Consider the following 23541-nt stretch of genomic DNA (forward strand, 5'->3'; position numbering starts at 1 on the left):
TATATCTTCTCGTGCTCACTCCGAAACTGAACTACACTTTATCGTGTTGTTCCTAACAGGATGTGGGCCGAGATATGTTCAGCGCATGGAAGTCCTTTCAGTCACTGTCTCTACTCCATTGGGCGGTGATTTCCCTCTCGTTGCTTCTTACCCTCACCGCTTGGCAGGTTTCGTCCCGAATTGTCGAGGAGAAGGCCGGGGAGCAGTTTGACTATCAGGTCGGGCAGCTCAATGAACTTCTGCGGGACCGGATGCAGAAATACGAATTTGCATTGATGTCCGGTGCAGGTGCTATCCGGGCTTCAGAGGGCGGCGTGAATCTGGCCATGTGGAAGCGCTTCAGTGAGGTGCTGGCGCTTCAGGAGCGTTTGCCAGGCATTAACGGTATCGGTGTTATTGAGCGTGTTGCTGATGAGAATCTGGGCGACTATATCGCGGGAAAACAACGGGAGCGTTCAGACTTTCGGGTTCATCCTTCCCACGGCGGCGATGATTTCTGGCCTATAGTCTATATTGAGCCGGAGGCGTCCAATAGGGCGGCCGTCGGGCTCGACATGGCCCATGAATCGAATCGGTATCAGGCGGCGCTCAAAGCAATGCGAACCGGTCAAACCCAGATCACGGGCCCTATCGTACTGGTACAGGATGAAGAAAAAACACCGGGATTCCTTTTCTTCCGGCCATTCTACCAATCCGCAGAAGTACCACCGGCCGATCAACGTGAGTCATTATTCAGTGGGCTGGTTTACGCGCCATTCATCATGTCGAAACTGATGGAAGGCACGCTCGCCAACGTCAACCGGCTTGTTCACTTTCGGGTTACGGATGGTGAATCCCGCCTGTACAGCGAACTCGATGAAACCCGCGGTGACAATTACGACCCTACACCCATGTTCGAGACCTCTTACGTGATGGATATGTATGGTCGTCAGTGGCATTTCGATGTCCAGACCACGTTGCGCTTCGAAACGTTTAATGCTGGCAAACAGCCCGCCATCATTCTCGTCAGCGGGCTCGTTATCAATACCCTGATTTTTCTGGTCTTCGCGCTCATGGCTAACGCTCGCCGCCGTGCCGAGAGTGAGGTTGTTGAGAAAACGTCGGAGTTGCGCGAAAGCCTGGCTTTCATCAACACGCTGGCCGACAACCTGCCGTTGACAGTGTCCGTCTGGGACTCCCGGCTCACCTGCCGTTTTATGAACGCCTACGGAGAACACTGGTTTCCCTTCAGCAAAGAAGCCGCAATTGGCCAGAATCTGGAGCAGATGCTTGGCCCCGACCTTGTTAAAGAACGCAATACACATTATCAACAGGCGCTGGGAGGGAAGAGCGTTCAGGCCAGTGCTTCGCTTGAGAACCGCAAGGGTGAGATCCGTGATGTAGTGATCAGTTATCACCCGGTGACTTTGCAGGGTGAGCGGTGTTTCATGGCGACCACGATTGATGTGACCGATATCGTGCAGCGTGAAAAGGAATTGGAGGTTCTGAATGCGGAACTCAAGGAGCAGAAGCAGGCGGCGGAATCGGCGGTGACCGTCAAAACAGCCTTCCTGGCGAATATGAGTCACGAAATCCGTACACCCATGAACGCCATTATCGGTGTGTTGGTGTTGTTGCAGGAAGCCGGGCTGGAGGATCACCCCCGACGGCTTGTAAAGAAAGCCTTCTCTGCGTCTGAGGCACTCCTGCAACTTCTGAATGACATTCTGGATCTTTCCAAGATTGAAGCGGATCACATTGAGCTGGATATCCATTCATTTGATATCGATGCGCTGGTTCACCGCAGTGTCGATCTGTTTGCCATTGTTGCGGAAGAGAAAGGCCTGAAACTCAGGGTGTCCTTTGATCCCGCAACACCGAATCGGGTAGCGGGCGACCTGCTGCGTATCTCTCAGATATGCACCAACCTTGTCGGTAATGCTGTCAAATTCACCCGTAAAGGCGGTATCGATGTCAGGATTGGTTACCGGGCTGAGAGTCAGACAAGCGGTTCTCTCCGTGTTGAAGTCGCGGATACCGGCGTAGGGGTCCACACTGAGGACCAGGGGCGGATTTTCGACAACTTCCGGCAGGCGGACGAATCCACGAGCCGGAATTTCGGTGGGACCGGGTTAGGCCTTGCCATCAGCCGAAGACTGGCATTATTGATGAAGGCGGAACTGACTCTGGAGAGCGAAGTTGGCAAGGGCTCTACGTTCCAGCTATTGGTACCTGTGGGCGTCTCTCAGGTCGATGGCACGGTGAGTTCCGCGAGAACGGGAAGGCCGATTCACGTCTTCCATTACGGTTTCCGCGCCAATCTGGCTTTGCTCGAAGATTATCGGGAGCACTGGCGCCTGAAACTTGAAGCCGTCGACGATATGGCCCGGTGGCCTGGTATTCTTGAGAATATAGCGAAGGTTGAAGACTCCGAAGACAGGTTCTTTCTGATTGATCTGGACGGCATGGAGCCAAGCCTGCTGGACAGTTTCGTGAGCGAGATCCTGGCCCATCCCGACAGGTATCCGCTCTGGGCTATCCTGATCATTGCCCCTGCCGGCTACTGGCGGGAATGGACCGCGGACTTCGAACGGTCCGGTGGGCATATGGCCTTCGAACCCCTAACGCCGTCAAAACTCTTCGAGCACTTCTCCCAAAAGCATGGAAACACACTGGATTCGCTGGGGGGCGGGAAACCACAGTTTGACGGGTTGTCTGCACTGGTCGTTGATGATGTGCCGTTGAATTGTGAGATCGTTGAAAGCTATCTGAATTCATTTGGTGTCGATGTGCAGTCTGTCCAGACGGGTGACCAGGCCGTCAAGCACCTGGGGCATCGGGGTTTCGATCTCATACTGATGGATCTTCACCTGGACGGTGAGACCGGGCAGGAGGTCACCGAGCGCATCCATGGCTGTGCCAACGCGGATGGCGCGATCATTGTTGCTCTCTCGGCCTCCATTTCCGATCATGATCGCATGACGGCCAAGGCCGCGGGGATGCAGGACTATCTCACCAAACCCGTGGTTCCGAAGGATATCCAATTACTGCTGGAAACCTATTTTGATGACCGTCGGTCAATGGTTTACACACCCGAGGTATCCGACGACGCGGAGATAGCGGTAACGGGCATGCCGGAATTTATTTCACGCCAGGCTTATGATCGTCTTTTCAGTGACGACCGTGCTTTGTTCACGCGGTGTGTCAGAAGTTTTATTGCCAGTTCCATTGAGATGGTTGCCGCTGTCCGGCAGGCCGCGCTGGCGGAAGATGCCCGCCACATAGCGCACAAAATCAAGGGGGCTGCCGCCAGCATTGCCGACACAGAACTTGCTCAAGTGGCTGGCCAGGTTGAGAACGCCCAGGAGGATCGTGCGTCACTGTCCTTGTTGCCTCAACTGCTCAACCTGCTTTCAGATCACAGTCGTCGTTTGGAGCAGCACTTTGGGGTAATAGCCTCTGGCAGTAGTAGTACCGCTAAAACTGACACAGAGTTACGAGCCGTGCTTTCTCGTGTTAAGACAAAATTGAGTGGTAATCGTATCGCTGAGGATGAAGATCTACGGGTGATATTGAATCATCTCATTGCCAGCAGTCACATGAAACTGGCGAACAGACTAAGGCAGACGTTGGAGGTCTATGACTTTCAGCAGGCACTCGAATTATTGGATGAGGTCTCAACGGAGCATAGGCCAGATAATGAGCAATGAAGAACAGCCAGTTGTACTTGTTGTGGAAGATAACCCTACAGGTATCGCCAGTCTTGTGGGGATACTGGGGGCGGCCTGTGAACTTGTTGTTGCCAAGACGTTGGCAGAGGCAGAGCGATGCCTGTCGCCGGATATGGATCTTGTGTTGCTTGACCTCTACCTGCCCGATGGTAGCGGTATTGAGTTTCTGAAACGTTTGAAATCGGACCTGTCCTACCAGGAATTGCCGGTGATCTGTATGTCGGCTTCTGATCAGAGTAGCGACATTGAGGAGGCGTTCAGCGAAGGCGCTATTGATTATGTCCTCAAACCTTTCAACAAAATCATCCTGAGCGCCAAGGTTTCAACCTTTGTTGAATTTAAGCGAAAGACGGATCTACTGGCGGTACAGGCGTTGCGGGATACACTGACCGGGATCGGCAACCGGCGAATGTTTGAGCAGCAGTTGGACCTGGAGTGGCGAAGGGCTCTTCGACAGGAACTTTCCCTCGGTCTGGCTCTGGTGGATGTGGATCATTTCAAAAACATTAATGATCAATATGGGCACGCCCAGGGTGATGTTTGCCTGCAACGTCTGGCGACGTCCATGGAAAAGACGTTTGGCCGCGCGGGCGACGTGGTGGCAAGGCTCGGCGGCGATGAATTTGTTGCAATGCTGCCCGGCGCCACACTCAGCAATACGGTTCGGGCGGCCAAGCGTCTGGAGCAGGTTCTGGAAGCAGAACACGAAAAGTGCCGCTGCAGTGGGCAGGCTTGCCCCGACTTTTCGGTGTCAGTCGGCTGCTTCGCCATTGTTCCTCATAAAGGGACAAATTCTTCAGAGTTGAAGGAAACAGCGGATCAATATCTTTATGAAGCAAAGAGGGAAGGGGGGCGTAGCTGTGTCAGACCTGCCATCTAAGCTGAACCGGGACGATTCCGCTGGAATGCACCTTTTTCAGGTGAAACCCAGGGTTATGGTCGTGGATGACGAGCCCACCAATATACGCGTGTTGTCGGATGCACTGAAAAACGATCATGACATTATCGTGGCCACCAGCGCGGAACAGGCGTTGGGGCTTCTCGATAAGGGAGAACGCCCTCATTTATTGCTACTGGATATCATGATGCCAGACATGGATGGTCTGGAAATGTGTCGACGGCTGAAGAAACGCCAGGAGCTTCAGCATATTCCGGTTATCTTCATCACTGCACTCAGTGACGCTGAAAGCGAGGAAAAGGGGTTTGAGGCGGGGGCTGTGGATTTTATTCGCAAACCAATCAGCATTTCCTCCGTTCGGGCAAGAGTGCGCACCCACATTTCCCTCAAGGGCATGCTTGATCATATGGTCGAGCTCAATCAAACCTTAAACGAAAGATTGCATCAGATGGACCAGTTGAACTGGCGCTTGATGCAGGACCAGAAGCGGGACCAGACTGCTGCCTCAAGGAACCTCTATGAGCAGGCTTTCATGTCGACCTCGGAAGGCATTGCGGTGCTCGATTACGAAGGAAAGATCACCGCAGTGAACCCCTCCTACAGCCGTATTACCGGTTACTCTGAAGGGGAAGCGCTAGGTCAGTATCATGACATTCTGGATATGCGCGTGGATAAACGCCATGGCAACACCAGTATTCTGGATTTTCTGGGGGTACATAATCACTGGTCGGGGGAAATCTACAACCGCAGACGGAACGGCGAGGTATACCCGGAGCTAAGAACGATCAGCACGATAAGGGCCGATGATGGCCAGGTGACCCACTACGTGACGGTCTTTAACGATATCACCAACCTGAAAGAGACCGAGCAGCGGCTGGAAGAGCTGACCTGGCGTGATCCTGTTACCGGTTTCCCCAATCGGGCTCTTTTCCTGGACCAACTGAGTACGGTGCTGAAGCTGTGTCATCACGGTGGTATGGCCACTGCGGTGATCGTTATTGATATCAACAACTTCCGATATGTAAATGAGACCTATGGTTTCGACTGCGGTGATATTGTTATTCAGACGTTTGCCGAGAGGCTCAGGAATGCCTGCCATGAAGACGATTCCATCGCTCGTCTGTCGGGCGATGAATTTGGAATAGTGCTCGCACCAAAGCAGTGGACGTTGGACGAAGCCTACCGGATAGCAATGCGGTTGTTCGAGCGTATTCAGGCAGCTCTGGGGGAACCCGTACCTTATCGCTCGGAAGGGGCGTTGACGATAGAAGCAACCGGTGGCATTGCACTGTACCCAACAGAAAGCTCCGACATGCCATCGCTGGCGTTACGCCATGCCGAAACAGCGCATCGGAATGCCAAGGACTCGCACCGGCCTGTCGCGATATTTGAAGATTCCATGAGTAAGAATATCCGGCAGCAAATGGCGGTGGAATCGGAACTGGCCCGAGCGATCAAGGAGAGTGAAATTGTAATGTATGCACAGCCCCAGCTTAGCCCGGACCGTGAACTGGCCGGAATCGAACTGCTGGTTCGCTGGAATCATCCGGAAAGAGGGTTGTTGGGGCCCGGCGAGTTCATTCCTTTTGCAGAGCGGACCCGGCAGATTGTCGCTTTGGAGCGCCATATCGTTCGCGAGTGCCTCGGAATGCTGGCTCAGATGAGAGCGGATTCGCGACAACTTCGCTGTTCGATCAATATTTCCGCCAAGCACATGGCGGAAGAAGATTTTGCGGAGACGATCCTCGGGTTGGTCGCGGACTCGGGTTACCCTCCGGCGCTGATTACGTTCGAGTTGACGGAAAGCGTCATGGTGAAAGACGTGGATGCCGTTGTCGAAAAAATGGAGGCGATACGGAACCTGGGATGTACGTTCTCGCTGGATGATTTCGGGACGGGTTATTCCTCGCTATCCCAGTTGCGTCGGCTCCCCATATCGGAAATCAAGATTGACCGATCCTTTGTGCTGTCGGCGTTAAGCGACTCCACGTCTGCCGATATTGTCGATATGGTGAAACGTATCGGCGAATCCATGAATGTTCGAGTTGTGGCGGAGGGAGTTGAAACGCAAGAACATGCTGACTTCCTGAGAGCCTACCACCCTGGGGTTTATTTACAGGGGTACTTCTTTGGGCGCCCCGAACCGCTGTGGACATTTTTCGCGGAGAGGTCGAGCTGAGCAGCGTGCCTGAGTGTGCCCCGAGTTTTACGTCAATGCCTCAATAGCCTTCGCGTCGGTCGCGAAGATGTTCTCCTCTTTGATCAGTTGGGCCAGTCCCGTCCTTGAAAGTGCCTCCCTTAACGGAAGTTTGGGACCTGACAGGTAGAGGGTAATGCCTCTTGCATCCAGAAAAGACCAGATGTCCTGCAGGGTGTCCAGGCCTGTAGAGTCGACCTGATTCAGGGAGGAAGCGGAAATCAACACAGTTCTCAGGTTCGGGGTGGCATCCACTCGCTTGCGGATAGAGCGCTCCAGAACAGGTGCTGTCAGGTAAGTCAGTGAGGCGTCCATGCGTACGCCGAGTACTCCCTCGGCAATGGGCGGCAACTTGTAGAGATTTCTGTCACGAAACCCTCCCGACTCATGAACCCCCAGCTCAATGATTCGCGGCACGGCATGGTGGTGAAGAAACGCGAGCATCGAGGCCGCCATACCCGCGAGTATTCCCCAGTATAGGTTCGGTACGGTAAGTAGCGTCACGATCAGAGTGACGAGGGCTACAATGCCATCCTTGGGGTTTTCACGACTTAATCGGGTAAGCGAGCGGACGTCAATCAACCGGGTGACGGGCACGATGATGATGGCGGCGAGGATCGCGGTTGGCAGGTGATACAGGAGCTGGGTAAAGCCAAAAAGAGAGATCAGTACCACCAGCGAGGCGATCAGGGAAGCCCTCGCGGTTTTCGCACCACTGTAGGCATTCAGCGCCGTGCGGGAGAAAGAACCGCTCACGGGGAAGGCACCGCTGAAGCCACTGGCCATTTTGGCCAGCCCCTGGCCGATTAACTCCTGATTCCGGTCCCACGGCTCTCCCGTGATTCGTGACATGGTGCGGCAACTGGACATCGCTTCGGTAAAGCTGATCAGCGCAATGATCGCAGCGGGCAGAAGAAGGGCCAGGTGCTGGTCAACGGAGAGCGTCAGCGGCAATGAAGGCTGGGGAAGTCCACTCCCGACCAGCCCGATGATCGAGCCACCAAGCTCTCCGAATCCCAGCAGGTAACTGCCGGCGATGCCGATCAATGTAACGACCATCACCGCAGGCAGCCGCGCGGTCAATTTTCCGAGTAAAAGCAAAGCGGCCACGCCACCAAGGCCGAACCCGACGGTTGTGATCAGCCGCCATGGGGCGTCTTGCCATTCACTCCAGATAGTGGATAGCCAGTTTGCGCCCGCACCTGTATCGAAGCCCAGTAGGGCAGGTATCTGTGAAACGATGATGATGACCGCAGCCGCATTCACGAATCCCTGAATGACAGCATTCGAGATCAGGTTGGCAAGAATGCCCATGCGGAACGCGCCCATAAGAAACTGCATGAGCCCGGAATAGAGGGCGAGCCATATCGCCATCACCACCCATTCCGGGGATCCCGCTTCGGCCATCGGTTGCAGCGCTGCAAAGGTCAGCAGGCTGGTCAATGCCACAGGCCCTACCGCAAGTAGTGACGATGAACCGAACAATGCCCCAACAATGCCCGGCAGCAGTGCTGCATAGAGACCGGTAACGGGGGGCATCCCTGCAAGTTGGGCATAAGCCAGAGCCTGGGGGATCAGTACCAAGCCAACCGTGATACCGGCAATGGCATCCGCCCGGGTCTGCCGTCTCGTGGGCCTGGCCCATTTCAGAAAGGGAAAGAGCCTGAAGATCATTTAGACGCGTAGCCGCTGGAGCTCTCCATTAAGGGCTTTGATAACCGTATAGCACATTACCAGCATCAGGGTAGAGAAAGTAGAATTCCACTCTATGATCTATGCTTTCACAAGGCTGCATGGCACCGCCTCTTGAGAGTGCACGGATAAATTCGCTGATGGAGAAGGCGTATGCAACAGATCCAGAAATACCCCAAGGGCTGGCGGGTACTGCATTGGGTAATGGCGTTGATGGTTCTGACGCTGATACCCGTCGGGCTCTGGATGGCCTCACGCGCGGAAGCGGATATATGGGGGGCGCTGACGAATACTTTGTACAGCATGCATAAAGCCATTGGCTTCAGTGTGCTGTTGCTGATGATCCTGCGAATCGTGGTGAAAATTCGGGCAAAAAGCCCTCCCTATCCGGAGGACATGCCCCACACATTGCAGATTGCCGCGAAAAGTGTGCATCACCTGATCTATGTACTGCTGGTATTCACGCCTTTGTTTGGCTGGGCCGGTGTGACGGCGTATCCGGCTCTGGGCATCGTGGGCGACTTCCAACTGCCCGCCATGCCTTTCGTGCCACAGAACGAGGAATTGGCTGGCGACCTGTTTGCGATACATGGGTGGCTTGCCATAACGTTAGGTGTTCTGGTCGCTGGCCATATCGCAGCGGCCTTCCGTCATATGTTCCGTGGGGATGGTATTTTCCGCCGGATGGTTTGAACAAGGTGCCTCTCGGCCCAGGCCAGATCTTCCGGTGTATTGATGTTGAAAAAGTCGTCCTCAGAAAACACCACCAGCGTCTCGCCCTGGGCTTGTGTCCATTGACGGACCTTGCGTACGCCGTCGTTCAGGGCGGCTCGAAGATCATCCCGTAACGAGACCCGCCAGCGGCCAAAGGTTGGCTGGGGCTGGCGGCCACGTTCCGGATCCGGCGTGGCCGCGAGAACCACCGGTGTATCATGCCCGGCCAACCGCGCAGCCAGGTCACAAGGGAACGACGGGGTATCCGCAGCGACGCTGACCAACCACTCGTGCCCCTGTTCGGCTGCCCAATCCATACCCGCCAGTACACCTGCCAACGGGCCCGCGAAATCAGGGATAGAGTCGGCCACCACCGGCAAGCCCAGATCATCAAACCGGCTCAGACTTCCATTTGCGTTCAGCACCACGGCGTCCACCTGCGGCGTGATTCGATCAATGACCCACTGGATCAACGACTGATCACCCAGCATCAATCTCCCCTTGTCACCACCGCCCATCCGGTTGGCCTGGCCGCCCGCCAGAATGACCGCGCATTCAGACATGTTCGGCCCCTTTTCGCCGGAGTTTTTGTCCTGATCGGGAACTTGCGACAAGTGCTGATCGAACGCCACGGACTTGAATCCCGATGCACGTCAGCAGAGATTAGCCTATTTGGCATTTGGGAAAAACCGCTGTTGTGCCAGGTTAATCTGGTCAGTGGCCCGAGGCGTCTTTAATCAGGGTAAGTCAAGATAGGTTGGCAAGTGTAACTTGCTGATTAACTGTTGAAATGGCCCGCCCGTCAGGATTCGAACCTGAGACCTCTGCCTCCGGAGGGCAGCGCTCTATCCAGCTGAGCTACGGGCGGATGAAATCCAACGCTTTGGCGTCAATTTCGAGTGCGCAATCTTACGTGTGATGGTGTCCTCTGTCCAGTCCTGTTGGCGCCGATCTGCCATCCGTTGGGCGTCAGCCTGAGACGTCTTTTGCCCTGGGGTTTTTCGGGTAGTAGCGCTCCGGCAGTCGTTCGATATGAGGAAAGAATCGAGTGTCCTTGTAGGGCATTTTCATGAAGCCGGAGACACCGAGCCCGGTGATCTTGTCCACTGAGGTGAGAATCTCGTCGAGCAGGCGAGAAAACTCGTTCTCCCGCTCCGGGTCCAGCAGACGGTAATGGCTGTGGATCTTGAGGTGGCGGGGTAGGGCTTCGAAGATGATCATGCCAGTGTGGTGGATATCGTTGAGGGCTTCCAGCGCGGTGATGATGGTCTGCGGCAGCACCAGGAATTCTTCCGGGTCTGGGCCGTCTTCAAAGTAGGAGTGCACCCGGGATTCGTCTTCCACTTCCGGAGCCGCACTGACTTCGTAGCGCAGTTGCATGCCTGGCTCAATCTGAAAAGGTTGATCCGGTTCGGCGCGGTCGATGTGCAGGGTATTGCGGGCGTTGAACAGGCAGCTTTTGAAAATGCCCTGGCGGTAGATGGCCTGGGCGAGGTAGACCATGTTGTTGACGGCGCGGATGAACGCGGTTTTCAGGCTGGGGTCGTGGAGGTTCAGGGAGGTGTCGATATAGACACCGTCGCTCTCCCAGCGCACCGCTAGGCCACCTTCCACCGGATAACGCCCCAGCCGGCTGACGGCGGCCAGGAAGGCTTTCTCGGTTTCTCCCATGCCTTGCATGAAGTTTTTGTAGTAGCGGTCCAGCTGCACATCGTTGACGTCGTTGAGGGTTTCCGGGGCGCCCTCCTGTCGCAGGAAAGACTTACGGGAGCTGTAAACGACCGTGTCGATTTCGTGATCGGAGGCACGGGTCCACACCGGCACCATGGGGCCCAGCGGTGGCTCTTTGAGATCGACCATCACCGTGCGCGCCATTCGCGGCATTTCATTCAGGTAGTAGTCACCGGCTTTTCGCCGCGTCTGCGGGTCCGGAGATAGCATGCCGTCGAGCATGCGGGCGAATTCCATGGGCAGCCCAAGGGAGGCAGCGGGAATGGCCTGGTGACCAAATCGGCACGATTGGCCAGACGCCAGCGCATACAATGTGCCCGCAGCGCCCTGTTCATCAAAGCGAGGGGAAGACAGCCCACCGTTCAGCTGTTCCTCACCGATGAAGTAGACATCCCCCAGGCGGGCGTTGGTCTGCTGCAGGTTATCGGACATCAGTTCCATCACATTGGTGGTGAGGAACTGCTGGTTGGCGTCCAGCTGGGCGAACACCGACGAGCCCCAGTCGATCAGGGCGATGTTCTCGGTGCTGGCGTCGAACACCAGGTTTGAGGGCTTGATATCACCATGAACGATCGGTCGGCCAGACGGGCCGTTCTCACGGCGCAGGTTGCGCAGAATGTCGGCGATCTGGTCAGCAATCCGTATGACCAGGCGGGGCTTCAGGCGGCCCTCGCGTAGGGACACTTCTTCCAGGTTCAGGCCCGCCGCGCGTTCCATCACCAGGATGGGTTGATTGTGGGCCCGTTGATAGGCAATCAGTCGAGGCACCCTTGGATGCCGAACCTGCTCAAGAATGTAGGCTTCGTCTTCCAGGCGGTCCTGCAGGTGTTGGGGAAGATTGATGCGGGTGAACTTGAAGACGTGTTCCGGGCCATTGCTGTTCTGGTGTGGCAGGTGGCCGGCGAATACAAAGCCGTAGGCGCCTTTGCCGATCAGTTCGATGTCCTGGTAGCCCAGTTGGCGGAGCTGGGCGGCGCAGAGCGCCACCCAGTCCTTGAGCTTCTTGGCATCGTCATGGCTGAGCAGATAGATCGACTGCTCTTCGGGTATGTAAAACTGCTGCAGTTGCGTCTTCTGCGCCATGATGCTCCGTCAGCCCAGATGCAGCAGCATCGACTGCGGCGCTTCCAGGTAGCCTTTCCAGCGATTGCAGAAGCGCGCAATGGTGCCGCCATCGATGATGCGATGGTCGCCTGCCCAGCTCACGGTCATGATGGCCCTTTCCACCACCTGGCCATTGCTGTCAAAGCGCGGCAATTTCTGGGTGCGGCCAAGAGCCACAATTGCCACTTCCGGTGGATTGATGATGGGTGCGGCGTAGGTGCCACCCAAAGCGCCAATGTTGGAAATGGTGATGGTGCCACCCTTTAGATCCTCCTGGCTGACACGGCCCGAGCGGGCGGCCTCGGTGAGGCGCGCTACTTCGTCGGCGATGCCCAGCAGGGTCAGGTCTTCCACACCCTTGATGTTGGGAACCATCAGCCCGGCCTTGCCGTCCACGGCCATGCCGATATTGCACTGCGGCTGGTAGTGGATCTCGGTGACGTCGTCGTTGAGGCGGCTGTTGAGTACCGGGTACTCCTGCACCGCTAGGGCCATGGCCTTCATGAAGAAGGGCATCAGAGTCAGCCTTGATCCGCTGGCTTCGGCCTCGGGTTTTAGCTGCTCCCTCAGGCGAAGCAGGTCGGTGACATCAATGTCTTCACTGTAGATGAAGTGGGGAATGGTGGTCGCCGAAGTGACCATGCTGCGAGCCATGGCAGCCTTCATGCCCCTGATGGGCTCAACACGCACTTCCTGTTCCCGGGATGGCCGACGGCGCTCGCCGCCCGAGCTTGCCGGTTGCGATTCGCCGGTGCTGTCCTGTGCCGGTGAGGTTGTGGCGGGTTTGTCGAGATGGGCCAGCACATCGGCCTTCAGCACCCGGCCATCCTTGCCGGAACCTGTGATGTCCGCCAAATCAAGGTCGTGCTCGCGAACAATCCGGCGTACAGCCGGGCTGGCCGGTGTCCGCGATTGGTTACGGGGCGAGGCGGGTTGCGCGGTGGTCGGCGTTGGTTTCGATTCTGCTTCCGGGGCTGCTTGTGACGTTTTCTTTGCCTGAGCCGGCTCGTCACGCTCACGGGGAACGAAGGCAAACAGCGGTGAATGCACCCGGGCCATTTCCTGCTGCTTATGGTAAAGCTTGGTGACGCGGCCGGCCTTTGGTGCGGTAATCTCCACCATGGCCTTGTCGGTCATGACGTCCACCACCGGCTGGTCTTCTTCAATTTCGTCGCCCTCGGCCACGCGCCATTCCACCACCTCGCATTCGACGATACCCTCGCCGATGTCTGGAAGGATGAAGTCCTCCGTGGCGTCATCGCCATTAGCGTCACTGGAATTGGCTTGTGCCTGGGGTGCCGGCGTTTCGCTGGCCGTTTCCGGGGCTTTGGACTCAGGCGTTGAATCTTCCTGGCTGTTGCCGCCTTCCTCCACCAGTTCAAACAGCGGGGCGTGCACTTTCGCGATGTCCCCTTCCTTGTGATAGAGGCGTGTCACCTTGCCTTTATAGGGCGCCGGGATTTCCACCAGCGCCTTGTCGGTCATTACTTCCGCCACCGGCTGGTCTTCTTCGATGATGTCACCTTCGGCGACCAGCCACTTGACCAGTTCGCACTCCACGATACCTTCGCCGATATCGGGCAGTATAAAATCACTCATGATTGCTCTCCTGTCCTGATATCAACCTAGAAATCCACGCTCGACCTGATGGCCTCGTAGACCTTCAGGTGATTAGGCAGGTGCTCCTTTTCCAGCACCAGCGGGAAGGGTGTGTCCATCCCGGTCACGCGAGCGATCGGGGATTCCAGGTACAGGAAGCAGCGCTCCTGTATAGTCGCCGCGATTTCACCGGCAAAACCACCGGTCAGCGGCGCTTCGTGGGTGACGACCAGGCGCCCGGTCTTGAGCACTGAGTTGGCCACGGTTTCCACATCCCAGGGCAGAATGGTTCTCAGGTCGATGACTTCACAGGAAATACCTTCTTTCTCCGCCCGTTCGACGGCGTGTTCAATGACCTCCATCTGAGCGCCCCAGCCCAGTATGGTGATATCCGTGCCTTCCTTGATCACTTCGGCTTCGCCCAGGGGCAGTCGGTAATCTTCGTCTGGGACTTCCCCGACCGAGGCGCGGTAGAGACGCTTGGGTTCGAAGAACAGAGTCGGGTTGGGGTCGTGGATGGCACCCAATAGCAGGCCTTTGGCCTGGTGCGGGTTGCGAGGCACCACGATCTTCAGGCCCGGTGTGTGGGCAAAGTAAGCTTCCGGCGACTGCGAGTGATAAAGGCCACCGGCGATGCCGCCGCCGTAGGGCGCGCGAATGGTCAGCCCGCCTACATCGAACAGGCTGCCCGAGCGGTAACGGAACTTGGCCGACTCGTTCACGATCTGATCGAAGGCCGGGAAAATGTAATCGGCAAACTGAATCTCGGCTACGGGCACAGAACCCTGTGCCGCCAGGCCATTGGCGAAGCCGACGATACCCTGCTCGACCAGAGGCGTGTTGAAGCAGCGGGCCTTGCCGTATTTCTGTTGCAGGTTGCTGGTGGCGCGGAACACACCACCAAAAATGCCCACATCTTCACCGAAACACAGTACCCGCTCGTTGGCGGCCATGGCAGTATCGAGGGCGTTGTTGATGGCCTGGAGCATATTCATCTGGGTCATCTTAAGCACCTCCCTTTGCTTGTTCGGCCGTCTTCGGGTACTCGTCCGGGTGACGTCGGATGTGTGCCTTGAGTCTGTCGAACTGTTCGGCCAGGGCCGGTGGTACTTCGTCGTAGACGTCGCTCACTAACGTATCGAGTGCGGGTGGTGGCCGCTTCTGTGCCCGTTTCATGGTTTCGAGCACTTCCCGGCGCATGTTTTCCTGCAGCTGTTTTTCATCGTCCTCGCCCCACCATTTCTTGCGTTCGAGCCAAAGGCGCATGCGCAGGATCGGATCTTTCTCGCGCCATACCGCTTCCTCGTCTTTGCTGCGATAGCCGGAGGGATCGTCAGAGGAAGAGTGTGCCGCCAGGCGGTAGGTCATGGTTTCAATCAACACCGGGCGGTTGTGTTCCACCGCCAGCTTGCGAGCGGCCTTTGTGGCCTCATGCACGGCCAGGATGTCGTTGCCGTCGACACGGATCACGTCCATCTTGTAGCCGTAGGCCCTGGGTGCCACACCGTCGGCGGCGAATTGCTCGGCGGCGGGGGTGGAAATGGCGTAGCCGTTGTTCCGGCACAGGAAAATAACCGGAACGCGGTGAACGGCGGCCATGTTCAGGGCGGCGTGGAAATCCCCTTCCGAGGCGGCACCTTCACCGAAGTAGGTGATGGTGCAGTGGCCTTCGCCCGCCAGTTTCTGTCCGTAGGCGTAGCCCGTGGCCTGGGGGATTTGCGTGGCCAGTGGCGAGGAGATGGTCATGTAGTTCAGCTTGCGGGAACCGTAATGAACCGGCATCTGGCGGCCCTTGCCGTAGTCCAGCTCATTGCCGAACAACTGGTTCATGAACTCATCAATAGAGAAACCGCGATAGGTCAGGCAACCCTGTTCACGGTACTGAGCCATGATCATGTCGGCATCATCCAGTGCGGCGGTACTGCCGATAACGGCGGCTTCCTCGCCGGTGCACTGCATGTAGAAGCTCAAGCGCCCCTGTCGCTGGGCCGCGAGCATACGTTCGTCGAGAATCCGGGTGGTGACCATCGCCCGGTAAATGCGCAGGGCTTTGTCTTTGCTGAGCTCAGGAGCCTTGGCGCCTTTGTAGAGCGAGCCGTCCTGCTTGAGTAATTTGAAGGTCGGAATTCGGAACTCCGCACCGTCGGTAAAAACCGGGTTATAAACAACTTTGGATTTTGTTGTTGTCATAATCCTCTTCCTGGGGTAGTGGCCTGAGGAACAAAACACCCCTTGTGAGGGTGTCGGTGCTTGCTTTGAGTATAGCCAAACTGGCGGAACCTAGTGTGGCCCGTATCAGATTTGGCTAAAGTTTACCTTAACGTAAACTGGATCGTTCTGGTAGACCCGGGCAGGGGATTTTTTACCCAGGGTGAAGCGGATCGGGTGTCACGCTGACGAGCGTTTCGTCATTGCCAATATTGACGGTGCCGTCCTGGACGGTGCATTGCAGGTTCATGCCGCGCTCAGCCAGGGCAGCCAGAGACTCGGTGTCGTCTGTCGGCAGGTCGATGATGGTGAGGTTGTCGAAGCGGGTCAGCTTGCCCTGGTGTTTCTCCCACCACAGCGGCACGGCGCGGCCACCGTAGGTGTAGAGAATCACTTTGTCGGACCGGTTGCAGGCCTTGCGCAGGCGGCTCTCGTCGGGCAGGCCGAGCTCGATCCACAGTTCGATCTCGTCGCTCAGGCTTTTTTGCCACAGGTCCGGCTCGTCGTCCGTGCTGATCCCCTTGGTGAATTCCAGGTTCTCGCTGGCGTTCAGTATGAAGGCCAGCAGGCGTATCATCATGCGCTCGTCGGTTTCCGACGGGTGGCGGGCGATGGTGAGTTGGTGGTCACCGTAATAGTGCCGGTCCATATCCGCGATGTTCAGTGTTGCTTTAAAGATGGTTGCCTTGAGCGCCATGGGATATCCGAACTGGTATCAAACTTTGGGTATGGGCTAGTGTAGAGCAATTCGTTACTTGATGAGCATGACAATATGTCGATGTTGCGAGGTTTTCTGACTCTGGTTTTGTTTTTCATGCTTGGCGAAGCCTTGCGGCTGGTGCTCCTGATTCCGGTCAGTGGCGGTGTGTTGGGCATGATTCTGATGACGATTACGCTGATGTTGAAGGGCAGTGTCAGTGATGACCTGGCCACGGCGAGCCAGGGGCTGATTTCGGTGCTGGTGCTGTTGATCATGCCGGGCGTGGTGGGTGTGTTCTTCTCTGCTGATCAGTTCAGCGGTCAGTGGCTGGCGGTGGCGGGGGCGTTGTTGGTTGGCACCTTTTTGAGTGTACTGACCACACTGCTGCTGATGGCGTCGCTGGTCAGGGCGGGTGAGCGGAGAGCGTCTAATGACTGAACTCCTGGATCGTTTTCTCGCACTTCCCAGCTCCCTGTCTGCGAGCCCGATACTGGCAATTGGGTTAACCCTGGGCGCGTTCTTTGCGGGCAATTGGCTTTTCCGGCGTATCGGGCGCCCACTCTGGTTACCACCGGTGGTGCTGTCGGCCTTCCTGCTGTCGGCCACCATCGCGCTATTGTCGCTGGATTACACCCGGTACCAGCAGGGTGCTCAGTGGCTGATGTTGTTACTCGGGCCGGCCACTGTTGCGCTGGGTATACCCCTGTACCAGCAGATGCACCATGTGCGGGCGTTGTGGCGTCCGATTTTGTGCACCCTGCCAGTCGCGGCCACTCTGGCGGCGGTGTATGCGGTCGTGATCGCCTGGGCTCTCGGGGCGACACCTCTGGTGCTGGCGTCCCTGGCGCCCAAGTCGGTAACCGCGCCCATTGCCATTGGTATTACCGAACAACTGGGTGGGTCGGTGCCCCTGATGATGGGCGGGCTTCTGGTGACCGGTGTCGTCGCAACGCTCTTTGTAGACCTGCTTTCAAGGGTGTTGTCGATCACCGATGACCGCATTCTGGGTTTTGCGCTCGGGCTGAACGGCCATGCGGTGGGAACGGCGAGAGCGTTTGAAATCAGTCGCACAGCCGGTGCCTTTGCTTCCTTGGGAATGGGGCTGACGGGGGTGTGTACCGCCCTGATTCTGCCGCTGGCGTTCCGTCTTTGGTAGGTGCCCAAAACCGGGTCATTCACTTCGCGAATAACGACAAGTCGCAATTTCGATTGCTGTTCGGGTTTTCCACGACTAGTTTTTAGCGCAGACATCTGGTGTGAAGTTGCGCCGATGTGCCGCAAAAATTCTTAAAACAGCGACGGAAAACGCGATGAAAACACTACTGACTGCTTTTGTTGGTTCCCTGGCCCTGGCGACCGCCCCGATGGCGATGTCTGCTGAGGCGAACAAGGAACTGAAAATGGCGTACGACGCCGACCCCGTAACTCTCGATATTCACGAACAGCTCTCTGGCGGCATGTTGCAGTTGAGCCACATGACCTTTGACCCCCTGATCCGGTGGACCAAGGACCTCGGCTTCGAGCCGCGCCTGGCAGAAAGCTGGGAGCGTGTGGACGAGAAAACCATGCGCTTCAAACTGCGCGAAGGTGTGACCTTCCATTCTGGTAACGAGCTGACCACTGAAGACGTTGAGTTCACCTTTGACCGGCTGAAGCAGAGCCAGGATTTCAAGGCGATTTTCAAGCCGTTCAGTGAGATCAAGGTGATCGACGATTACACCTTTGAGCTGGTTACCAAAGAGCCTTACCCACTGCTGCTGAACACCGCGACCTACATTTTCCCGATGGACAGCGAGTTCTATACCGGTGAGACCGAGGATGGCAGGGACAAGAGTGCTATTACAAAGCATGGTAATTCGTTTGCCTCAGAAAACCTGTCCGGCACCGGCCCTTATGTCATCACTGGTCGCCAACAGGGCGTGCGCGTGCAGTTCGAGCGCTTCGACGATTACTGGGATACTGAATCCCCGGGTAATATCGGCAAGGTTGTACTGACGCCCATCAAGGAAAACAACACCCGTGTCTCCGCACTGCTGTCTGGCGGTGTGGATTTCATTGCGCCGGTGCCGCCGACCGATCTGGAGCGCATCCGCCGTGACAAGAACGCCGATCTGGTGACCATGAGCGGTACCCGCATCATCCTGTTCCACATGAACCAGGACCGGGTGGAAGCGTTCAAGAACCCGAAAGTGCGCGAGGCCATTGCCTATGCGATCAACCAGGAAGGCATTGCCGCCAAGATCATGAAGGGCTTTGCCACCCCGGCCGCTCAGATGTCTCCGGAAGGTTACCAGGGCCACAATGAATCTCTGGCAACACGGTTTGACGTCGAAAAAGCCCAGCAGTTGATGAAAGAAGCCGGTTACGAAGACGGTTTTACCATCTCCATGATGGCGCCCAACAACCGTTACGTGAATGACGACAAGATCGCCCAGGCGGTTGCCGCCATGCTGGCGCGTATCAACATCAAGGTGGATCTGAAGACGCTGCCGAAAGCCCAGTACTGGCCAGAGTACGACGCTCGCGCCGCTGACATGATGATGATCGGCTGGCACGCAGACACCGAGGACTCCGCCAACTTCTACGAGTTCCTTACCTTCTGCCCGGATGCGGACAGCGGTTCCGGCCAATACAACGCCGGTAACTACTGCAACCCGGAGATCGACGAGCTGGTCAACAAGGCCAACGTAGAGACGGATCTGGACAAGCGCACTGCCATGCTGAAAGAGGTGGAACAGCGTCTGTACGACGACGCTGCGTTCGTTCCCCTGCACTGGCAGGATCTGGCCTGGGCCAGCAAGAAGAGCGTGAAGATCGAGCCGATCCTCAACGTGATGAACTTCCCGTACCTGGGCGACCTGGTCGTGGAGTAACAGCCTTTATGGGCGGGCCGGCTTCGGATCAGCCTGGAGCCGGCCTTTTGTTTGCAGCTTGACCCGGAATTTTTCATGTTAGCGTTTTTGGTTCAGCGGATTTCCCAGGCCGTACTGGTCATGTTCGTGATCAGTGTGATTGCTTTCGCCATTCAGGATGGACTGGGTGACCCGCTTCAACAGATGGTGGGCATGTCCGTCTCGCAGGACGAGCGGGAAGCGATCCGCGAGGACATGGGACTGAATGACCCATTGGTTGTGCAATACGTCCGGTTTGCCGGTAACGCCCTGCAGGGTGACCTGGGTATTTCCTATTTTTACGGGAAGCCCACCATGGACGTCATCCTCGAACACCTGCCTGCCACCCTCGAGTTGGTGATCGGCGCCAGCCTGATTATCATCGTGTTTTCGGTGCCCATCGGGGTGTTCGCCGCGATTCGGCCTCAAGCCTGGCTGTCCAAATTCTTCATGGGGGTCAGTACCGTCGGGATTTCCATTCCGGTGTTCCTGACCGCCATCGTACTGATCCAGATTTTCTCTATCGGTGTCACCGTCGACTGGTTCCCGCAGGATGCCGGCTGGGGCCAGTGGCTGAACGCCGCACTATCAACCGAAGGTGGTTTGCCGTCCTACGGTCGGGGTGATGACCTTACGCCTCTGTTCGGCACCTGGGAGTCTGGCTTTTTCTCGCAAGGCGGTATCCTGCACCTGATTCTGCCGTCGGTGTCGCTGGCGTCCATCATGCTACCGCTGTTCATTCGCTTGATCCGTGCGGAAATGATGGAAGTGCTACAAAGCGACTACATTCGCTACGCCCGAGCCAAGGGGCTGAGCTCCTCCCGGGTCTATTTCCTGCACGCGCTCAAGAACACCATGCTGCCGGTGATTACCGTGGGCGGTGTACAGATCGGCATCATGGTGGCCTACACCATTCTTACGGAAACCGTGTTTCAGTGGCCCGGTGTCGGGCTGATGTTCCTGGAGGCCATCACCCGCAGCGATATTCCCCTGATCGTGGCGTACCTGATGGTGGTAGGCCTGATCTTCGTGATTACCAACACCGTGGTGGACCTGATCTACGGTCTGGTCAACCCCACCGTAAAACTGACAGGTAAGAAAGCATGACGACGGCGACTTTTTCACGCTGGGATCGCTTTCGCGAGTCCTTCCTCTGGTACAGCTTCAAGCGCGACAAGGTGGCCATTGCCAGCTTTATCGTGCTGTTGTCCATGGTGCTGGCGGCCATCTTTGCTCCGCTGCTGGCGCCGGCCGACCCCTACGATCTGGCCCAGATCAACATCATGAACTCGGAGCTGCCACCGGTTGGCCTGGATGGCTCCGATCCAGCCTTCCCGCTGGGCACCGACGCCCAGGGCAGGGATCTGCTTTCAACCATTCTGTACGGCACCCGGGTGTCGTTGCTGATCGGGTTTGGCGCGGTTGTCCTGCAAGCGGCGTTGGGCATCCTGTTTGGCCTGCTGGCGGGCTATATGGGCGGTCGGGTCGACTCCATCCTGATGCGGATTGCCGATGTTCAGCTGTCGTTCTCCACCCTGATGGTTGCAATCATTGTTGGTGCGGTGTTCAAGGCCAGCTTTGGCAACCTGATGTTCGGTGAAGTTGCTATCTACATGCTGATCTTCATCATCGGTGTGGCGGAGTGGCCTCAGATTGCCCGCACGGTGAGGGCCTCGGTACTGGCAGAGAAGAAAAAGGAATACGTGGATGCGGCCAAGGTGATGGGATTTCGCACCCGCCGGATCATGTTCCGTCACATCCTGCCCAATACCCTGTCACCAATTTTCGTCATTGCCACCGTACAGATCGCCAACGCAATCATTTCCGAGGCAGCGTTGTCGTTCCTGGGGCTCGGCATGCCGGAAACCCAGCCGTCGCTGGGCTCGCTGATAAAATCCGGTTTTGACTACATCCAGAGTGGCTCGTGGTGGATCACCCTGCTCCCTGGTCTGGTGCTGGTGGTGCTCGTACTGGTTATCAACCTGCTGGGTGACTGGTTGCGGGATGTCATGAACCCACGGCTGTATAAGGGGTAACGCCATGCCATTGCTGGAAGTAAAAGATCTTGATGCCCGCTTCGCTGTCCGTGGCGGTGACCTTACCGCGCTGCGTGGTATCAGTTTCACTCTCGACAAGGGCGAGCGTCTGGGGCTGGTGGGGGAATCTGGCGCGGGTAAATCCGTAGCGGCGTTCTCCATTCTCAATCTGATCGCCCGGCCCGGCTACATCGCCGCTGGCCAGATCCTGTTCGAGGGTAAGGACCTGGCGGCCATGAGCGAGCGGGAACTGCGCAAGATTCGCGGTAACCGCATCGCCATGATTTTCCAGGACCCGATGATGACCCTGAATCCGGTGCTGACCATTGGTACCCAGATGGTGGAAGCGCTCAAGGCGCACCGCCGGATCAGCACCAGGGCGGCCCGGGATATCGCGTTGAACAAGCTGCGCAAGGTGCAGATTCCGTCGCCGGATAAACGCCTGGATCAGTATCCCCACGAGCTGTCCGGTGGTATGCGCCAGCGGGTGATCATCGCCATCGCACTGCTGCTGGACCCGGAAATCATCATCGCGGATGAGCCGACGACCGCCCTGGATGTGACCATTCAGGCGGAAATCATGGCTTTGCTGTTGGAGTTGTGCGAACAGGACAATGTGGCGCTGATGCTGATCACCCACGATCTGGGCGTGGTGTCTCAGGTCACTCAGCGCATGCTGGTGATGTATTCGGGGCGGATCATTGAGCAGGGGCCCACCCGCGAAATCATCAACGATGCCCAGCATCCCTATACCCAGGGGCTGATCAACGCGCTGCCCCAGATGGGCGAGCCTGGCGAGCGGCTGTTCCAGATCCCTGGTTCCATGCCGTCCCTGAAGAATGTACCCACAGGTTGCCCCTTCCACCCACGCTGTGCCTTCGCCACCGATCAGTGCAAGCTCCGGATGCCGGAGTATGTCCGCTCTGGCAATGTGGATGTGGCCTGTTACGAAGTCAGCAACCTTATTGAGCAGGAGAAACGCATGCAGGAGGTGGAATCGTGACCTCCCCGTCATCCACGCTGGTCGATATTCGCGGCCTGGAGAAGAAGTTTGATCTTTCCGGCGGCCTGCTGGAACAGATCTCATTCAAAGGCGGCCGGTTTCACCGCAAACAGGAAGCCGTACATGCGATCAATGGGGTTGATCTGCAGGTTCAGAAAGGCGAGGCACTGTGCGTTGTGGGTGAGTCCGGGTGTGGCAAATCGACCGTGGCCCGCACCGTCATGGGGTTGTTGTCACCCAGCGCCGGCGAGATCCACTACGATGGCCAGCGTATCGACCATCTTGATGGTAAAGAGGTGCTGCCGTACCGCCGCAAGATGCAGATGATTTTCCAGAATCCCTACGCCTCTCTGAACCCGAGAATGACCATCCAGCAAACCCTGGAAGAGCCCATCCGCTTTCATCAGCCGGATGCTTCGGAACCCCAGATCCGGGACAAAGTGCAGGAGGTTATGGAGTCGGTCGGTATCGACCCGGATTGGGGCAGCCGTTTTGGCCATGAATTTTCGGGCGGTCAGCGCCAGCGCATTGCCATTGCCCGGGCGCTGGCGGTAGATCCCGAGTTCATCGTCGCGGATGAGCCCATTTCGGCGCTGGACGTCTCCATTCAGGCACAGGTGCTCAACCTGCTAATGGAAGCGCAGGAGAGTCGCAACCTGACCTATCTCTTCATTACCCATGATCTGGCCGTGGTAGAGCATTTTGGTACCCGGGTTGCGGTCATGTACCTTGGCCGGGTGTGCGAGCTGGCAGATACCAGAACGCTGTTCAGTACGCCGAGACACCCTTACACCCAGGCATTGCTGTCGGCCATTCCGAAGCTCGAAGACGACCGGCCCAACCACATTCGCCTTCAGGGTGAGGTGCCGACACCGGTGCAGTTGCCGTCAGGCTGTGTCTTTCACGGTCGTTGCCCTTATGCCAACGATCGATGCCGCCAGGAAATACCGCAGTTGATCGTGACTGATGGCGGCGCCCAGGTGGCGTGTCACGCGGTGGAGGAAGGACGGTTATAGCCGGTTCCCTACGATAGGCTATGATGCCTGATAACTACTTCC

18 protein-coding genes and 1 tRNA gene are annotated in these 23541 nt (G+C 57.0%); 11 read left to right on the forward strand and 8 right to left on the reverse strand.

Annotation, left to right across the window (positions count from 1 at the left end):
• The first annotated feature begins 74 nt into the window (after positions 1 to 74).
• The 3 genes from AC0B60_RS13990 to AC0B60_RS14000 are packed head-to-tail and all read left to right on the forward strand — an operon-like array spanning position 75 to position 6787.
• Positions 75 to 3689 carry a CHASE domain-containing protein gene (locus AC0B60_RS13990; protein ID WP_465086442.1) on the forward strand — a complete coding sequence of 1205 codons (3615 nt, stop codon included), beginning with the start codon at positions 75 to 77 and terminating at the stop codon, positions 3687 to 3689.
• On the forward strand, positions 3679 to 4590 hold the full coding sequence (locus AC0B60_RS13995) for a diguanylate cyclase (RefSeq protein WP_465086443.1): 912 nt from the start codon (positions 3679 to 3681) through the stop codon (positions 4588 to 4590). Before AC0B60_RS13990 ends, AC0B60_RS13995 begins: the two co-directional genes overlap by 11 nt.
• On the forward strand, positions 4571 to 6787 hold the full coding sequence (locus AC0B60_RS14000) for a GGDEF/EAL domain-containing response regulator (RefSeq protein WP_465086445.1): 2217 nt from the start codon (positions 4571 to 4573) through the stop codon (positions 6785 to 6787). Before AC0B60_RS13995 ends, AC0B60_RS14000 begins: the two co-directional genes overlap by 20 nt.
• 27 nt (positions 6788 to 6814) lie before the next feature.
• Here the strand turns inward: AC0B60_RS14000 and AC0B60_RS14005 are convergent, their stop codons facing one another.
• A complete protein-coding gene (locus tag AC0B60_RS14005; protein ID WP_465086446.1) occupies positions 6815 to 8479 on the reverse strand; it encodes a SulP family inorganic anion transporter in 1665 nt (554 codons plus the stop codon).
• A gap of 171 nt (positions 8480 to 8650) precedes the next feature.
• On the opposite strand from AC0B60_RS14005, the gene AC0B60_RS14010 reads away from it, so the two are divergent.
• A complete protein-coding gene (locus AC0B60_RS14010; protein ID WP_465086448.1) occupies positions 8651 to 9190 on the forward strand; it encodes a cytochrome b in 540 nt (179 codons plus the stop codon).
• On the opposite strand, the gene mobA is transcribed toward AC0B60_RS14010, so the two are convergent.
• The 7 genes from mobA to AC0B60_RS14045 form a co-directional block, all read right to left on the reverse strand.
• Positions 9148 to 9774 carry a molybdenum cofactor guanylyltransferase MobA gene (mobA, locus tag AC0B60_RS14015; RefSeq protein WP_465086450.1) on the reverse strand — a complete coding sequence of 209 codons (627 nt, stop codon included), beginning with the start codon at positions 9772 to 9774 and terminating at the stop codon, positions 9148 to 9150. The two genes, AC0B60_RS14010 and mobA, sit on opposite strands and share 43 nt — an antisense overlap.
• A gap of 228 nt (positions 9775 to 10002) precedes the next feature.
• Positions 10003 to 10079, reverse strand: a tRNA-Arg gene (locus AC0B60_RS14020).
• 101 nt (positions 10080 to 10180) lie between these two features.
• Entirely contained in the window at positions 10181 to 12025 is a 1845-nt protein-coding gene (locus tag AC0B60_RS14025) for a protein kinase domain-containing protein (RefSeq protein WP_465086451.1), read from the reverse strand.
• A 9-nt stretch (positions 12026 to 12034) separates the two neighbouring features.
• Positions 12035 to 13645, reverse strand: a complete 1611-nt coding sequence (locus AC0B60_RS14030) for a dihydrolipoyllysine-residue acetyltransferase (RefSeq protein WP_465086452.1) — start codon at positions 13643 to 13645, stop codon at positions 12035 to 12037.
• Between the two features lie 26 nt (positions 13646 to 13671).
• The gene (locus AC0B60_RS14035; RefSeq protein ID WP_465086454.1) at positions 13672 to 14649 is read right to left on the reverse strand and encodes an alpha-ketoacid dehydrogenase subunit beta; all 978 of its coding nucleotides are present in this window, start codon (positions 14647 to 14649) and stop codon (positions 13672 to 13674) included.
• A 1-nt stretch (position 14650) separates the two neighbouring features.
• Complete coding sequence (locus AC0B60_RS14040) at positions 14651 to 15835, reverse strand: thiamine pyrophosphate-dependent dehydrogenase E1 component subunit alpha (protein ID WP_465086455.1); 1185 nt, start codon at positions 15833 to 15835, stop codon at positions 14651 to 14653.
• Positions 15836 to 16007: 172 nt separating this feature from the next.
• Entirely contained in the window at positions 16008 to 16550 is a 543-nt protein-coding gene (locus AC0B60_RS14045) for a YaeQ family protein (protein ID WP_465086457.1), read from the reverse strand.
• A 75-nt stretch (positions 16551 to 16625) separates the two neighbouring features.
• Here AC0B60_RS14045 and AC0B60_RS14050 point away from each other — a divergent pair, with 75 nt between their 5' ends.
• From AC0B60_RS14050 to AC0B60_RS14080, 7 genes are all read left to right on the forward strand, one after another.
• Positions 16626 to 16991, forward strand: coding sequence for a CidA/LrgA family protein (locus AC0B60_RS14050; protein WP_465086458.1), 366 nt, complete (start codon positions 16626 to 16628; stop codon positions 16989 to 16991).
• Complete coding sequence (locus AC0B60_RS14055) at positions 16984 to 17709, forward strand: LrgB family protein (RefSeq protein ID WP_465086459.1); 726 nt, start codon at positions 16984 to 16986, stop codon at positions 17707 to 17709. The genes AC0B60_RS14050 and AC0B60_RS14055 overlap by 8 nt, the downstream gene beginning before the upstream one ends.
• A 154-nt stretch (positions 17710 to 17863) precedes the next feature.
• Complete coding sequence (locus tag AC0B60_RS14060) at positions 17864 to 19426, forward strand: ABC transporter substrate-binding protein (RefSeq protein ID WP_465086461.1); 1563 nt, start codon at positions 17864 to 17866, stop codon at positions 19424 to 19426.
• Positions 19427 to 19501: 75 nt separating this feature from the next.
• Positions 19502 to 20551, forward strand: coding sequence for an ABC transporter permease (locus tag AC0B60_RS14065; protein WP_465086462.1), 1050 nt, complete (start codon positions 19502 to 19504; stop codon positions 20549 to 20551).
• On the forward strand, positions 20548 to 21480 hold the full coding sequence (locus tag AC0B60_RS14070; protein ID WP_465086463.1) for an ABC transporter permease: 933 nt from the start codon (positions 20548 to 20550) through the stop codon (positions 21478 to 21480). The genes AC0B60_RS14065 and AC0B60_RS14070 overlap by 4 nt, the downstream gene beginning before the upstream one ends.
• A gap of 4 nt (positions 21481 to 21484) precedes the next feature.
• Positions 21485 to 22483: an ABC transporter ATP-binding protein gene (locus AC0B60_RS14075; RefSeq protein WP_465086464.1), complete on the forward strand. Its 999-nt coding sequence runs from the start codon at positions 21485 to 21487 to the stop codon at positions 22481 to 22483.
• Entirely contained in the window at positions 22480 to 23499 is a 1020-nt protein-coding gene (locus AC0B60_RS14080; RefSeq protein ID WP_465086465.1) for an ABC transporter ATP-binding protein, read from the forward strand. The genes AC0B60_RS14075 and AC0B60_RS14080 overlap by 4 nt, the downstream gene beginning before the upstream one ends.
• The last annotated feature ends 42 nt before the right edge of the window (positions 23500 to 23541 follow it).

The sequence above is a fragment of the Marinobacter sp. V34 genome, assembly GCF_055524115.1.